This is a genomic window from Staphylococcus cohnii species complex 1663, from assembly GCF_041008415.1.
In the GTDB taxonomy this organism is placed as follows: Bacteria; Bacillota; Bacilli; order Staphylococcales; family Staphylococcaceae; genus Staphylococcus; species Staphylococcus ureilyticus.
Genome location: NZ_JBFDVL010000007.1, coordinates 90,722 through 105,067 on the forward strand (window position 1 = coordinate 90,722; position 14,346 = coordinate 105,067).

15 protein-coding genes are annotated in these 14,346 nt (G+C 31.2%); 11 read left to right on the forward strand and 4 right to left on the reverse strand.

The window, feature by feature from the left end; all coding sequences use genetic code 11:
- Positions 1–250 precede the first annotated feature (250 nt).
- The 4 genes from AB1J10_RS10000 (at position 251) to dinB (ending at position 4,695) form a co-directional block, all read left to right on the forward strand.
- Positions 251–1,168, forward strand: a complete 918-nt coding sequence (locus AB1J10_RS10000; protein ID WP_046207964.1) for a diacylglycerol kinase — start codon at positions 251–253, stop codon at positions 1,166–1,168.
- Positions 1,169–1,305: 137 nt separating this feature from the next.
- Entirely contained in the window at positions 1,306–2,667 is a 1,362-nt protein-coding gene (gene rlmD / locus AB1J10_RS10005) for a 23S rRNA (uracil(1939)-C(5))-methyltransferase RlmD (protein ID WP_107365336.1), read from the forward strand.
- Positions 2,668–2,871: 204 nt separating this feature from the next.
- Positions 2,872–3,426 carry a DUF3267 domain-containing protein gene (locus AB1J10_RS10010; protein ID WP_107365337.1) on the forward strand — a complete coding sequence of 185 codons (555 nt, stop codon included), beginning with the start codon at positions 2,872–2,874 and terminating at the stop codon, positions 3,424–3,426.
- Between the two features lie 198 nt (positions 3,427–3,624).
- Positions 3,625–4,695, forward strand: a complete 1,071-nt coding sequence (dinB, locus tag AB1J10_RS10015) for a DNA polymerase IV (protein WP_064209720.1) — start codon at positions 3,625–3,627, stop codon at positions 4,693–4,695.
- Between the two features lie 38 nt (positions 4,696–4,733).
- On the opposite strand, the gene AB1J10_RS10020 is transcribed toward dinB, so the two are convergent.
- Both AB1J10_RS10020 and AB1J10_RS10025 read right to left on the reverse strand, forming a co-directional pair.
- Entirely contained in the window at positions 4,734–5,288 is a 555-nt protein-coding gene (locus AB1J10_RS10020) for a 3'-5' exonuclease (protein WP_046207960.1), read from the reverse strand.
- 211 nt (positions 5,289–5,499) lie between these two features.
- Positions 5,500–6,006: a ferritin gene (locus AB1J10_RS10025; protein WP_046207959.1), complete on the reverse strand. Its 507-nt coding sequence runs from the start codon at positions 6,004–6,006 to the stop codon at positions 5,500–5,502.
- A 170-nt stretch (positions 6,007–6,176) separates the two neighbouring features.
- Between AB1J10_RS10025 and AB1J10_RS10030 the strand changes: the two genes are divergently transcribed.
- Together AB1J10_RS10030 and AB1J10_RS10035 are read left to right on the forward strand one after the other, a co-directional pair.
- On the forward strand, positions 6,177–7,496 hold the full coding sequence (locus tag AB1J10_RS10030) for a Mur ligase family protein (protein WP_107365338.1): 1,320 nt from the start codon (positions 6,177–6,179) through the stop codon (positions 7,494–7,496).
- On the forward strand, positions 7,493–8,218 hold the full coding sequence (locus tag AB1J10_RS10035; RefSeq protein ID WP_064209718.1) for a type 1 glutamine amidotransferase: 726 nt from the start codon (positions 7,493–7,495) through the stop codon (positions 8,216–8,218). Before AB1J10_RS10030 ends, AB1J10_RS10035 begins: the two co-directional genes overlap by 4 nt.
- Before the next feature lie 84 nt (positions 8,219–8,302).
- On the opposite strand, the gene AB1J10_RS10040 is transcribed toward AB1J10_RS10035, so the two are convergent.
- Positions 8,303–9,289 carry an FUSC family protein gene (locus AB1J10_RS10040; protein ID WP_064209717.1) on the reverse strand — a complete coding sequence of 329 codons (987 nt, stop codon included), beginning with the start codon at positions 9,287–9,289 and terminating at the stop codon, positions 8,303–8,305.
- A gap of 176 nt (positions 9,290–9,465) precedes the next feature.
- Here AB1J10_RS10040 and map point away from each other — a divergent pair, with 176 nt between their 5' ends.
- From map to vraR, 5 genes are all read left to right on the forward strand, one after another.
- Entirely contained in the window at positions 9,466–10,218 is a 753-nt protein-coding gene (gene map, locus AB1J10_RS10045) for a type I methionyl aminopeptidase (RefSeq protein ID WP_046207955.1), read from the forward strand.
- Between the two features lie 104 nt (positions 10,219–10,322).
- On the forward strand, positions 10,323–10,709 hold the full coding sequence (locus AB1J10_RS10050; protein ID WP_019469613.1) for a hypothetical protein: 387 nt from the start codon (positions 10,323–10,325) through the stop codon (positions 10,707–10,709).
- A gap of 16 nt (positions 10,710–10,725) precedes the next feature.
- Positions 10,726–11,427, forward strand: a complete 702-nt coding sequence (gene vraT, locus AB1J10_RS10055) for a cell wall-active antibiotics response protein VraT (RefSeq protein ID WP_064209716.1) — start codon at positions 10,726–10,728, stop codon at positions 11,425–11,427.
- A complete protein-coding gene (gene vraS / locus AB1J10_RS10060) occupies positions 11,424–12,467 on the forward strand; it encodes a sensor histidine kinase VraS (protein ID WP_046207953.1) in 1,044 nt (347 codons plus the stop codon). Before vraT ends, vraS begins: the two co-directional genes overlap by 4 nt.
- Entirely contained in the window at positions 12,457–13,086 is a 630-nt protein-coding gene (gene vraR / locus AB1J10_RS10065) for a response regulator transcription factor VraR (protein ID WP_019469616.1), read from the forward strand. The genes vraS and vraR overlap by 11 nt, the downstream gene beginning before the upstream one ends.
- 69 nt (positions 13,087–13,155) lie before the next feature.
- Here vraR and AB1J10_RS10070 read toward each other — a convergent pair whose 3' ends face one another.
- Complete coding sequence (locus AB1J10_RS10070) at positions 13,156–14,244, reverse strand: YihY/virulence factor BrkB family protein (protein WP_107365826.1); 1,089 nt, start codon at positions 14,242–14,244, stop codon at positions 13,156–13,158.
- Between the last annotated feature and the right edge of the window lie 102 nt (positions 14,245–14,346).

Genomic DNA, 14,346 nt, shown 5'->3' on the forward strand with positions numbered 1-14,346 from the left:
TAAAAGGAGCAAATGAGGATAAGGTATATTCATGTAAAATGTAGCACAATCAAAACTTTAAAATTTTAATGTGATAGCAATTCTTAATTATGGATTAATGCTTATGTTTTAAGCATAGGTATGGATGTTTCAAGAACTTTAATATTGAGTAGTATATTATATTTTCTTTTTAAAAATAGCCTAAATGCTTTTATCATTTAACTAAATCATTTAATATATATACTGAGTATAAAAAGTTGAGGGATAAAATATGAGAAAACGAGCTAGAATCATTTATAACCCAACATCTGGTAAAGAATTGTTTAAGCGAACATTACCAGATGTGTTAATAAAATTAGAAAAGGCCGGTTTTGAAACGAGTGCCTATGCGACTGAAAAAATTGGAGATGCTACCACTGAGGCGAAGCGTTGTTTAACACAAGATTATGATGTTTTAATAGCTGCAGGTGGAGATGGGACACTCAATGAAGTCATCAATGGCATAGCAGAACATCCGAATAGACCTAAGATTGGCATTATCCCAATGGGAACTGTAAATGATTTTGGGCGTGCTTTGCACTTACCTAATGATATTATGAGCGCGATAGATGTCATTATTGAAGGTCATTCAACACGCGTTGATATCGGGAAAATGAACAGTAGATACTTCATTAATTTAGCTGCAGGTGGACAATTAACACAGGTATCTTATGAGACACCAAGTAGATTAAAATCAATTGTCGGCCCTTTTGCATATTATATTAAAGGATTTGAAATGTTGCCTCAGATGAAAGCTGTTGATTTACGTATCGAATATGATGATGAGGTTTTCCAAGGAGAGGCGCTCTTATTTTTATTAGGTTTGACCAACTCTATGGCAGGATTTGAAAAGTTAGTGCCTGATGCCAAATTAGATGATGGCTATTTTACCTTGATTATAGTTGAAAAAGCTAATTTAGCAGAATTAGGACATATTATGACGCTTGCATCTCGAGGTGAACATATTAAACATCCTAAAGTACATTATAAAAAAGCCAAATCGATTAATATTTCTTCATTTATAGATTTGCAATTAAATGTGGATGGTGAATATGGTGGCAAGTTGCCTGGTAACTTTTTGAATTTAAAACAGCATATTGAAGTCTATACACCAAACGATATTAAAAACGAGGAGTTAGTTGAGCAATAATAGACAATATATTAAAATAAAGCATCATCGTGAACGAGATTAATGAATAAGATAAAATGAATCTTCCAAAATGTTAATAGACAACGAGGTTAGGTAAAACTACATATAGCCTAACCTCTTTTATATGGGGTGACAAAATGAGCATAATACAAAAAAATGAAATTATAGAAGGACGCGTAATTGATTTAACACATGAAGGACATGGCGTTGTAAAGTTAGACCGTTATCCTGTGTTTGTTCCTAATAGTTTAATAGATGAAACGATTAAATTTAAAGTGATCAAAGTAAAAAAGAATTTTGCGATAGGTAAATTAATAGAAGTTAAAGAACAAAGTAGTGAACGTGTCGAGCCACCCTGTGTATATTATTACAAATGCGGGGGCTGTCAATTACAACATATGACATACCAAGCTCAATTGAATATGAAGAAAGAACAAGTGGTTAATTTGTTTCATCGAAAAGCAGATTTTAAAGAAACGATAATTAATGAAACAGTTGGTATGGAAAACCCCTGGTATTATCGAAATAAATCACAAATACCCGTTGGAAAGAATAAAGAAGGAGAGATTATCTCAGGTTTTTATAGACAAAGAAGTCACGATATTATAGATATGGAAACATGTTTAATTCAAGATCAATTGCATCAAAAAGTTATGAACCGACTTAAAGTTTGGTTTAACGAATTAAATATTAGTGTTTATAATGAACAAAAAAAACAAGGGCTTATGAGACATGTTGTTATACGTACTGGACACCATTCAAGAGAATTAATGGTTATTTTTGTGACAAATGGCAGGAAGTTTAAACAAAGTGATTTACTTGTACAAAAATTAATTGATACATTTCCTGAAATCACGAGTATTAAACATAATATCAACAATACACATTCCAATGTGATATTAGGAGCCGAGTCTAATACCTTATATGGTGAGACAACAATTAATGATAAACTATCAGACGTTACTTTTAAAATAAGCGATCAATCTTTTTATCAAATTAATTCGATACAAACTGAAAAATTGTATCAGCTTGCGATTGAATATGCAAACTTAAATCAAGATGATATTGTCCTGGATACATATTGTGGTATTGGAACAATAGGTTTATATATGGCACCAAAAGCAAAACATGTTTATGGAGTAGAAGTCGTGCCAGAAGCCATTGAAGATGCACAACAAAATGCGACTATAAACCAATTTGAAAATACTACTTTTGTCTGTGGTAAGGCAGAAGAGGTTATATTAAAATGGAAATCACAAGGAATTAAACCAGATGTAGTGATGGTTGATCCACCTAGAAAAGGCTGTGATGAAACATTTTTACAAACATTATTAGAATTAAATCCAAGAAAAATTGTCTATATTTCATGTAATCCATCTACACAGCAACGTGATGCGCAATATTTAGCGCAACATTACAAACTAACGAAAATTACACCAGTAGATATGTTTCCACATACAACACATGTTGAAACGGTTGCACAATTCAACCGTATTTAAAAATAGCTTAATAGATAAGTGTTATTCAATAAACATTGTGTAAAGTTAATTAACTTGTTATTTACTCAGTATTGCAGTTTATTTCATTCTAAGAAGATTTGTTAAAATTCAATTACAAGTCATTAACTTTGTTCAATAGCTCTTTCTAAGTGGATAAAATCATTGTATACTCTAGGTAACAACAAAGCATTTGGAGGGTTGCTAATGTTTAAAATTGAGTTGTTTTCTAATAAAAAGTTATTAGAAGGATTTTTACTATTCCAATTGACAATAGTAATGATCAGTATATTGCTATCGTATAAATTTGCTTATTTATTTGCTTCAGTTATAGAGCAAAATATCTTATTTAATTTAATATATGGTATTTTAGGTTTTACAATTGTTTATTTCATACATGAATTGATTCATAACTTGATGTTTCGCATTTTATCAAAAGGTCAAAAACCAATTTATCGAGTTAAATATGGTTTGGTAAAGTCACATATGCCACAAGTTTATTTTAAAAAATGGCAATATAGCTTGATTATGTTAGCCCCTTTAATTGTTATATCATCCATTTTATTTATCGTATTTTTTATTACGCCTTATTCATCTATCATATTTATAGCAAGTTTCCATATTGGCTATTGTATTATGGATTTATATTTACTTTCCGGCGTATTAAATGACAAAGTTGAAGTGATAGAAGACACTGAGGATGGTATTAAATATTATACAAAAAACCCTTCAAATGAATTGCAAACTGAACCAAAATCATAAAAAATAATTAATCTGAGTTAGTATTACTACTATATACGCAGTTGTTTTTATGGATCATTGCGTGTTAAAAAAGTGGTTAGCTAACTCTTTTTTTTATATGCTTTTTGTTATGAGCATATATTATGTAACAAAATCATTTAGATTGTAAGATAAATATAAAAGCATCATAATATGAATTTTAAAAGGGAGGTGTGTGCATTGTCAGAAAGAAGGATTATTCATATAGATATGGACTATTTCTTTGCTCAAGTAGAAATAAGAGATAATCCAAATTTGGAAGGGAAGCCAGTCATCGTCGGTGGAAAGGCAAGTGGTAGAGGCGTGGTGTCAACAGCTTCTTATGAGGCAAGAAAATATGGTGTTCATTCTGCAATGCCCACCGCACAAGCTCATAAATTATGTCCGAATGGTTTTTATGTATCACCTAGATTTGAAGCCTATAAAGAAGCTTCAAATACAATTATGAATATTTTTAAAAGTTATACTGAAATTGTCGAACCATTGTCATTAGATGAGGCTTATTTAGATATTACGCATTTAGTGCGACCTGATTTACCGGCGTCTATGATTGCACAATATATTCGCAGAGATATATACGAAGCAACTAAGTTAACATCCTCTGCAGGTGTCTCATACAATAAATTTTTGGCGAAGTTAGCGAGTGGTATGAATAAGCCTAATGGTCTAACTATTATTGATTACAAAAATGTACACAATATATTAATGGGATTAGATATTGGAGATTTTCCAGGGGTGGGTAAAGCTTCAAAAGAAAAAATGCATGAACATAAAATTTATAATGGTCAAGATTTGTATAATCAAAGTGAACGTGAATTAATTCGTCTTTTTGGAAAACGCGGTTATGGATTGTACAATAAGGCAAGAGGTATAGACAATAATGAAGTGAAAGCTACAAGAATTAGAAAATCCGTCGGCACAGAACGTACTTTTGCAACTGATATTAACGATGATGATCAAATTCTGCAAAAAATATGGGAATTAAGTCATAAAACAGCTGAACGCTTAGCCAGAATTCAAAAATCTGGCAAAACCGTTACTGTTAAAATTAAAACTTTTAAATTTGAAACTTTGTCAAAACAAAGAAGTTTGAGAGATCCAGTAAGAAATGAGACGGATATTTATAACATCGCCTATAGTTTATATACTGAATTAAAAGATTCAGAAACACCAATTAGATTGGTCGGTGTGACAGTGGGTAACCTAGAAAAGGCGACCTATGAAAATATGACAATTTACGACTATATTTAAGTGAAATACAAAGGAAATATAGACTGATTTTAAATCCGTTAATCTTTATCTTTTAACTGTTTACCAAATATTGATAACATACTGTTTAAATCATCATAGTGTTGTAATAGTCGAAAGGTAATCATTGCACATGCTTTCGCATCATTTAAAGCATCGTGATGACCATGAAAATCTAGATTGTAATAATGCATCATGTGGCTCAACCCATAACGATGACTATTTATTGTTTTTCTAGACAGTTGTAGTGAACAAAAATAAGTAATTGTTGGTGTTTCTTGTCCAATTTGTTTAATGCTGTCATACAACACATTCATATCAAAGGCTGCGTTATGAGCAACTACTGGTAAACCATCAATGAATTGCATCATATATGGATATACTGATTCAAATGTCGGCGCATCTTTCACATCATTTGGATTAATACCATGAACTGCAATGTTTTGTTTTGAAAAATAGTCATTTGGATTAACTAGTGTGTAAAAAGATTCTGTAATTTGATGATTGATCACTTTGACCATTCCCACTGAACATATACTCGTTCTTTTTCCATTTGCAGTTTCAAAATCTAAAGCAATATAAGCATTGGCTGTCATCAAGCAAGAATCCTTTCTCTTATAGAATATGTTATGACTTTATATAATTCTCTTTTCGAAGTCAAGTGAGTAAAACTCAATGAAACAAATAGTTGCATCTGCTAGTCTTGCTGACTCATAAATACTTAAAAAGCATGCCAACATTATTGGCATGCTTTTGTATAGTCATTAATAATTATATAGAAATAAGTAGTGAGTTACTACACTAACTCTATGCTTCATCTTCATTAAATGAACGTGATGCTAATTCTTTCTCATATAAATATAGAGTATTACTATCATCACCGATACGTTTTAAGTAATCAATATGTGTATCAAACATTGATTCTTCTTCGACTTGTTCATCTAGGAACCAATTTAAAAATGAAATCGTAGCATAATCTTTATCTTTATTAGCTAAATCAGATAAGTTATAAAATCTGCGTGTTACGTCTTGTTCTTGAGCTAAGCCATCTTCAAAGGTTTCTAAGATACTTGTGAATTCAGATTTAGGTGCTGGTATCGAATTAAAGATTGCTTGTTCACCACGATCATTGATGTAATCATAAATTTTCTTACCATGAAATCTTTCTTCTTTTGCTTGCTGGATATAGAAATTAGCAAAGCCTTCGTAGGATTTGCTATCACAATATGCAGCCATTGCCATATAGGCGTGTGCAGCAAAATATTCGTGATTCATTTGTTCATTTAATGCATCTAATAATTCTTTATTCAACATAAGTCAAAGCCTCCATGTATCATTTTTTATAAGTATAGCAAATTTATTCTCATTCGTAAATAATAATTATTCTAATCTGGGAGGTTGATATATATATTTGCATTGAGAATTGTTTGGAATACAACTTAATCGTGTTATAATATTTGAGTGAATAGTAGAGGAGGAAGTAGATGAGACAATGGACTGCAACACGCCTAGCGAGATTGGCAAGACAAGTAAGTCGTACTGTTGGAAAAAAAGGAACAGACTTACCAGGTCAAGTCGCTAGAAGAGTGGATAAAAATATTTTAAGAGAATTAGCATCTCATGTTGATGAGATTGTATTTATAAGTGGTACAAATGGGAAAACGACTACATCAAATTTAATAGGTCATACGTTAAAAGCAAACCAAATTGAAATCATACATAATAATGAAGGTGCAAATATGGCTGCTGGAATTACATCAGCTTTTATTTTGCAACTTAAAAAAAATACTAAAGTTGCAGTTATTGAAATTGATGAAGGTTCTATACCAAGAGTACTAAACGAAGTTACACCTACAATGATGGTCGTCACTAATTTCTTTCGTGACCAAATGGATCGATTTGGGGAAATCGATATTATGGTAAATAATATTGCAAAAGCAATTGATAATAAAGGTATAAAATTATTATTAAATGCCGACGATCCTTTTGTTAGTAGATTAAAGATAGCAAGTGATACTGTTACTTATTATGGTATGAAAAAGCATGCGCATGATTTTGAACAAAGTTCTATGAATGAAAGTAGATATTGTCCTAATTGTGGTCGTTTATTACATTATGATTATATTCATTATAACCAATTAGGCCATTATTATTGTGAATGTGGTTTTAAACGAGAAAAAACAAAATATGAAGTATCTCAATTTGATTTAACTCCATTTCTTAACTTAAATGTTGGTACTACAACATTTAATATGAAAATTGCAGGCGATTTTAATGCATATAATGCAATTGCTGCTTATACCGTGCTCAGAGAACTTGGATTAAATGATGCGTCAATTCGAAAAGGGTTTGAAACTTATACTTCTGATAATGGCAGAATGCAGTATTTTAAAAAGGGTACCAAAGAAGCTATGATCAATCTAGCAAAAAACCCTGCCGGTATGAATGCAAGTCTCTCGGTCGGTGATCGAATAGAAGGGAATAAAGTTTATGTTATCAGTTTAAATGATTATGCTGCGGACGGACGTGACACATCTTGGATTTACGATGCTGATTTTGAAAAATTAGTGAATCAACAAATAGAAGCTATTATAGTTACAGGTTCACGAGCGGAAGAGCTACAATTAAGATTAAAACTTGCAGAGATTAATGTACCGATCTTATTAGAAAGTGATATCTACAAAGCGACTGCGAAAACAATGGAATATACAAATAGCTTTACTGTAGCAATACCTAACTATACTTCACTTTCCCCTATGTTAAAGCAATTGAACCACTCTTTTGAGGAGGACAAAGTAAAATGAATGAGTTGACGGTCTATCACTTTATGCCCGATAAATTAAATTTATATAGTGATATAGGAAATATCATTGCACTTAAACAACGTGCTAAACGCCGTAATATCGAACTAAAGGTAGTAGATATTAATCAGACAGAAAATGTTACTTTCGATGAATGTGATATCTTTTTTATTGGTGGCGGTAGTGACAGAGAACAAGCATTAGCTACACAAGAATTAACTAAAATTAAAAGCAAGTTGAAAGATGCGATTGAAGATGGCTTACCCGGTCTAACTGTGTGCGGTGGTTACCAATTTTTAGGACGTAAATACGTTACGCCAGATGGTACAGAATTAGACGGTTTAAATATTTTAGATTTTTATACAGAATCTAAAAAAGATCGTTTGACAGGAGATATTGTAATCGAAAGTAATACTTTTGGTACAATAGTTGGATTTGAAAATCATGGGGGACGTACTTATCATAATTTCGGGACTTTGGGAGAAGTTACGCATGGTTTTGGTAATAATGATGACGATGCCAAAGAAGGTATTCATTACAAGAATTTATTAGGTACGTATTTACATGGACCCATACTACCTAAAAACCATGAAATTACAGACTATCTATTAGAAAAAGCGTGTGAACGCAAAGGCATTGTATTCGAACCGAAAGAATTAGATAATACTGAGGAAGAAGCAGCTAAGAAAGTCATTATTGAACGCGTTTCTCAACAGAAAAAATAGAATTTCGACTTTATTAAAACATAAAAAATAGCCTAGGACAAAGGTCCTAGGCTATTTTTTATGTTACGTATTTAATGTTATTCTTTAAGCAAATCGACTATTTAAAATTCTATAAATTAATAGTATTTCATAGACAATATGACTTTTTAATTGGTTTTTATCAAACTCATCTAAACCTTTGACCGTGGATTTAAGTAATGACGCTGATTCAGGATGACGTTCAAAATGTCCGGTACTATGTATATTATTTATACTGTCAGCAATATTCAGCATAGCAAGTTGCTCTTCTTTAGTAAAAGTAACCTGCGTGTCTTTTGGCAAATAAACTAAGTTAGATAGGTGTGTTATGAATAATCGATTTGTATGTGTACGTGTAGTTAAAGACTTTAAACGAATCCATTCTGAATGATGATGTTTATGATAACTGAGTTCGTCTTTTTGATAAGAAAGCAACGTTTCGACTTTTTGATTTAAATTTAATAAAGTGGCAAGTTGTTGATTGGTCGATCCATTATAAAATTTACCAACAACTAGTTGGCGTATACGCTTATGAAATAGTGCATACATTTTTTCTTCTGTTAAATTAATAGCATCATCCAGTTGATCATAATATTTGGGTGGTAAGACAATAAAGTTTACTAATCCAGCTGTTACTAATCCAATAATAGCTGTTAATAGTCTGGAAAAGAAATTAAAATAATAAGCATCATGTATACCAGGAATCATAGCCATTGCGGTTAATGTTGCTACAGTAGTACCAACTTGTAAGTTCAATTTTGTACATAAAATAATGGTGAATGTTGCACTAAATGCATAGGCAAAAGCAGATTGATCACCAAAAATAAAAGTGAAAATCACGGCAAATAATGCACCAATAATTGTAGCAGGAAGTCTTCTATACCCTTTTATTAATGAAGCCTTAGCGGTTGGTTCAATTGTGACTATAGCTGTTAATATAGCGAAAATTGGGTTTAAATTTAAGGCTAAACAAAAAAGAGCAGTTAAAAATGTAGCTAAACCTGTTTTTATTGTACGTGCACCAACAATATTTTTATACCAAGAATCATTCATATTAAAACTCCTATATAAATAAACGTTTAATGATTTAACCAGAATTGTAAAACTGGTTATGTCATTACTTCGTTAAAATGTTAAACTATATATGATAAAAATTTTCTAATTTATTATATCAAAAAAAGTCTGCTATAATAAGAAGGAATATAATTTACAAAAAGGAACGGGATAAAATGATTGTAAAAACAGAAGAAGAATTAACAGCACTAAAAGATATTGGATACATTTGTGCACTTGTCAGAGACAAAATGCAAGAAGCTACTAAACCTGGTATTACTACAAAAGAACTTGATGATATTGCAAAAGATTTATTTGAAGCACATGGAGCTATTTCAGCGCCAATTCATGACGAAAACTTTCCAGGCCAAACTTGTATCAGCGTAAATGAAGAAGTGGCACATGGTATTCCTGGAAAACGAAAAATTCGTGAAGGCGACTTAGTAAATATTGATGTTTCTGCCTTGAAAAATGGCTATTATGCGGACACAGGAATTTCATTTGTAGTTGGTGAAGCGGATAATCCATTGAAACAAAAAGTTTGTGATGTTGCATTAGAAGCATTTGATGCAGCTATGACCAAAATCAAGCCTGGTGCGAAGCTAAGTCAAATTGGTAAAGCAGTCCACGCGACGGCACGTAAAAATGATTTAACTGTGATTAAAAATTTAACAGGTCATGGTGTAGGTCAGTCATTACATGAATCTCCAAGTCATGTGATGAATTATTATGATCCAAAAGATAAAACATTGCTTAAAGAAGGCACTGTAATTGCTGTTGAGCCATTTATTTCTTCAAAAGCAACATTTGTCACAGAAGGTAAAAATGAATGGGCTTTTGAAACGCAAGATAAAAGCTTTGTTGCTCAAATTGAACATACCGTTATAGTAACGAAAGAAGGACCAGTTTTAACTACTAAAATAGATTAGAATAAGTTTCGGTCTAAAGTCCTAATATAAGATGGTTCCGGAGCCTATACTAATGGTTCCGGATATTTTTTATAATAGAATCTAATCAATCATGAGGTGATTCTATGAATTATATTACGACTTATTTAGAAAAAATGACCAAACAAACCTTTTATTCAAGCTTAATTGAGTATAGACAATATCTTGATAAAAAATTAAGAAGTATAGAAATGTACATAAATTATCTGTTTGAAAGAAAAACTTATGTAGCTAGGCTAATAGATCATTTAACATTATCTTTAGAAAATAAATATATCGACATTTTAGATGAATCTGATATTGAATGTGCACAGGAAATTGAGCACTATGATATAGAAAAAATTAAAAATGATTTGAATGAAATGGAAGCAGACTACGCACGTATTGTAGCCGATTTATCACAACAAGCTAAAGAAAAAGTAAATGTTGAAACAGAATGTGATTTAATCGAACAAATTAGTTTAGTCGCTTGAAGAAAGGTGGCGAAACATGACTCATAAATATATATCAACTGAGATGTTGATTGTGTTTACAGCATTAATGATAATAGCTAATTTCTACTATATTTTCTTTGAAAAAATTGGCTTTATTTTTGTATTATTATTAGGCTGTATATTGGTTTATGTAGGATATTTATATTTTCATAAAATACGAGGTTTATTATCATTTTGGATAGGGGTATTACTTATTGCTTTTACCTTATTATCTAATAAATACACGATTATTATATTATTTATATTTTTAATTGTGTTAATAGTGAGATATATCTTTTATAGATTTAAACCGTTGAAAATTATTGCGACAGAAGAGGCAGTAGAATCTCCAGAATTTATTAAACAAAAGTGGTTTGGTGAGCAACGTACACCTATTTATGTTTATAAATGGGAAGATTTACAAATACAGCATGGTATTGGTGATATTCATATAGATATGTCTAAAGCTGCTAATATTAGAGAACATAATACGGTAGTAATCAGACATTTTTTAGGTAAAGTGCAAATTATTGTGCCTTTAAATTACAATATAAAATTACATTTTTCAGCACTTTATGGCAATGCATACGTCAATGAAACATCATATAAAGTTGAAAACAACAATATTAAAGTTATTGAAGAAACAAAAGAAGATAATTATGCTGTTAATGTCTATTTGTCAACATTCATAGGAGATGTTGAGGTGATTTATAAATGAATCACTACATAAGAGCAATAGGGTCGATGTTGATATTAGTTTATAGTACATTTTTCGCTATGTTTTTTATAGATAAAGTATTTGTGAATATTATATATTTTCAAGGTATGATTTATACACAAATCTTTGGTATTCCAGTTTTACTATTTATTAATTTATTAGTTATATTACTATGCATCATAGTTGGCTCAGTATTAGCATATAAAATCAACCAACAAAATCATTGGTTACAAGATCAAATTGAACGTTCTATTGAAGGACAAACAGTTGGTATCAACGACCAGAATATAGAATTATATAATGAAACAATTGAATTATATCAGACACTTGTACCGCTCAATCAAGAAGTTCATAAATTACGTTTAAAAACACAAAATTTAACGAATGAATCATATAATATGAACGATGTGAAAGTTAAAAAAATAATTGAAGATGAAAGGCAAAGACTGGCTCGTGAGTTACATGATTCCGTTAGCCAGCAACTATTTGCAGCAAGCATGATGCTCTCTGCCATTAAAGAAACTGATTTGAAAGCACCTTTAGATCAACAAATTCCAGTATTGGAAAAAATGGTCCAAGATTCACAATTAGAAATGCGTGCCTTGCTATTACATTTAAGACCAATTGGCTTGAAGGATAAATCACTTGGCCAAGGTATCAAAGATTTAGTAGTTGATCTACAGAAAAAAGTGCCAATGAAAGTCGTACATGATATTGAGGATTTCGACGTTCCTAAAGGCATTGAAGATCATTTGTTTAGAATTACACAAGAAGCAATTTCAAATACATTAAGACATTCAAAAGGTACAAAAGTTACAATTGAATTGTTTAATAGAGAAGAATATTTATTATTACGTATACAAGATGATGGTAAAGGCTTTAACGTTGATGATAAGGTAGAACAAAGCTATGGGTTAAAAAATATGCGTGAACGAGCACTTGAAATTGGCGCAACATTTCATATAGTATCACTGCCAGATTCAGGAACACGGATTGAAGTCAAAGCCCCATTAAATAAGGAGGATTCGTATGCCGATTAAAGTATTATTTGTTGATGATCATGAAATGGTCAGAATTGGTATTTCTAGTTATTTATCTACTCAACCAGATATAGAAGTAGTCGGAGAAGGGCAATCGGGGAAAGATGCAATTGAAAAAGCACATGAACTTAAGCCTGATTTAATTTTAATGGACTTACTCATGGATGATATGGATGGGGTAGAAGCTACAGAACAAATCAAGAAAGATTTGCCACACATTAAAGTTGTTATGCTAACCAGTTATATTGAAGATAATGAAGTATACCGTGCTTTAGATTCTGGTGTAGATAGTTATATTTTAAAAACGACAAGCGCCAGCGATATCGCCGAAGCGATACGTAAAACATATCGTGATGAATCTGTGTTTGAAGCAGAAGTGTTGGTTAAGATGAGGAATCGTATGAAACAACGCGCTGAATTATATGAGATGTTAACTGAACGTGAGATGGAGATATTATTATTAATCGCTAAAGGTTACTCAAATCAGGAAATTGCTAGTGCTTCACATATTACAATCAAAACAGTTAAAACACATGTTAGTAACGTGTTGAGTAAATTAGAAGTACAAGATAGAACTCAAGCTGTAATTTATGCATTTCAACATAATTTAATACAATAAAAAAAGCTAAAACCTAAGCAAATAATGTGTGCCTAGGTTTTAGCTTTTTAAATTTATATATATAGAAAATTAAGTCGTTTCATTTACATCGTTATTTTTTTCTTCTTCAAGTTGATCAATGGTAATTTCTTCTGGTGTCTTACCTGCAACAACTTTTCTTTGATGCATAATAGCATTGATTTCAGCACCAATGATGATGATAAAACCAGTGATATAAAGCCATAGCATTAATATAATGATACCGGCAATACTACCATATGTTTTAGAATAATTAGAAAAGTTTGAAATATAAATACCAAATAAATAAGAGCCGCCTAAAAATACGATAGTTGCAAAAATAGCACCGGGTATAACTGAAAGCATTTTAATTTTAACATTTGGCGCTAATGTGTATAAAACCATAAATGCAATTAGAACGACAATAACGGGCAATACAAAACGTACTGTATCAAATACCCATTTCACTTGTTCACCAAGTCCAATAGGCCCAAATAATAAATCGCCAATTTGTTGACCAAATGTAGGTAAAACAAGCGCAACTGGCATTACGATTATCATTGCTAGTGTGAATAACACGCTATATAGTTTAGAAACTACAAAGTTTCTACTATCTTCAACATCATATGCGACATTGAACGAATTCATTAATGCAGTCATACCGTTGGATGCAGACCATAATGCTGCGATTAACCCAATAGATAGTAAGCCACCACTAGCATTGTCCATAATATCACCGATAATAGATGATACTTGTGGTGCGTAATCTTGTGGTACATGTTCCTTAATCATGCTTCTAATTGAACCTTGTTTAATACCGAGATATGGCACAATAGATAACAAGAAAAGTAACATAGGAAATAGTGATAGCATAAAATAATAGGATAATTGTGCTGATAATCCTGATGCATCGTCTTTTCCTATTCTATATACTAAATAAGAGAAAAAATTTGAATCTTTAGTATATTTTGCTGGTTTATTGATACGTGAGACAAAAAATTCTTGATTATCTTTTTTTGGTGATTTCGATTTGAATTCATTTGGTGTTATGTATATGCGATCACGTTCAATTTGTTCGTGCTTATCTTTTTTGTTCTTTTGTTCTTCAACTTCTTTAGTTTCATTCAGAAAATTAGAAGATGTTTTTTCATTTTTAGACATATCAAATCTCCTTGTGTACTGATATTTTACGTATACAGTTTAATATACTGTAAAATCTATTAAAGGTAAATATGTGTTGCCATATTCTTTTGAAATAAAGTA

What these genes read in the sequence shown, in the direction of transcription:
- AB1J10_RS10000 (WP_046207964.1), top strand. Translation starts at nt 251, where the DNA reads ATGAGAAAACGAGCTAGAATCATTTATAACCCAACATCTGGTAAAGAA.
- rlmD (WP_107365336.1), top strand. Translation starts at nt 1,306, where the DNA reads ATGAGCATAATACAAAAAAATGAAATTATAGAAGGACGCGTAATTGAT.
- AB1J10_RS10010 (WP_107365337.1), top strand. Translation starts at nt 2,872, where the DNA reads ATGTTTAAAATTGAGTTGTTTTCTAATAAAAAGTTATTAGAAGGATTT.
- AB1J10_RS10020 (WP_046207960.1), bottom strand. Translation starts at nt 5,288, where the DNA reads ATGACAGCCAATGCTTATATTGCTTTAGATTTTGAAACTGCAAATGGA.
- AB1J10_RS10025 (WP_046207959.1), bottom strand. Translation starts at nt 6,006, where the DNA reads ATGTTGAATAAAGAATTATTAGATGCATTAAATGAACAAATGAATCAC.
- AB1J10_RS10030 (WP_107365338.1), top strand. Translation starts at nt 6,177, where the DNA reads ATGAGACAATGGACTGCAACACGCCTAGCGAGATTGGCAAGACAAGTA.
- AB1J10_RS10035 (WP_064209718.1), top strand. Translation starts at nt 7,493, where the DNA reads ATGAATGAGTTGACGGTCTATCACTTTATGCCCGATAAATTAAATTTA.
- AB1J10_RS10040 (WP_064209717.1), bottom strand. Translation starts at nt 9,289, where the DNA reads ATGAATGATTCTTGGTATAAAAATATTGTTGGTGCACGTACAATAAAA.
- map (WP_046207955.1), top strand. Translation starts at nt 9,466, where the DNA reads ATGATTGTAAAAACAGAAGAAGAATTAACAGCACTAAAAGATATTGGA.
- AB1J10_RS10050 (WP_019469613.1), top strand. Translation starts at nt 10,323, where the DNA reads ATGAATTATATTACGACTTATTTAGAAAAAATGACCAAACAAACCTTT.
- vraT (WP_064209716.1), top strand. Translation starts at nt 10,726, where the DNA reads ATGACTCATAAATATATATCAACTGAGATGTTGATTGTGTTTACAGCA.
- vraS (WP_046207953.1), top strand. Translation starts at nt 11,424, where the DNA reads ATGAATCACTACATAAGAGCAATAGGGTCGATGTTGATATTAGTTTAT.
- vraR (WP_019469616.1), top strand. Translation starts at nt 12,457, where the DNA reads ATGCCGATTAAAGTATTATTTGTTGATGATCATGAAATGGTCAGAATT.
- AB1J10_RS10070 (WP_107365826.1), bottom strand. Translation starts at nt 14,244, where the DNA reads ATGTCTAAAAATGAAAAAACATCTTCTAATTTTCTGAATGAAACTAAA.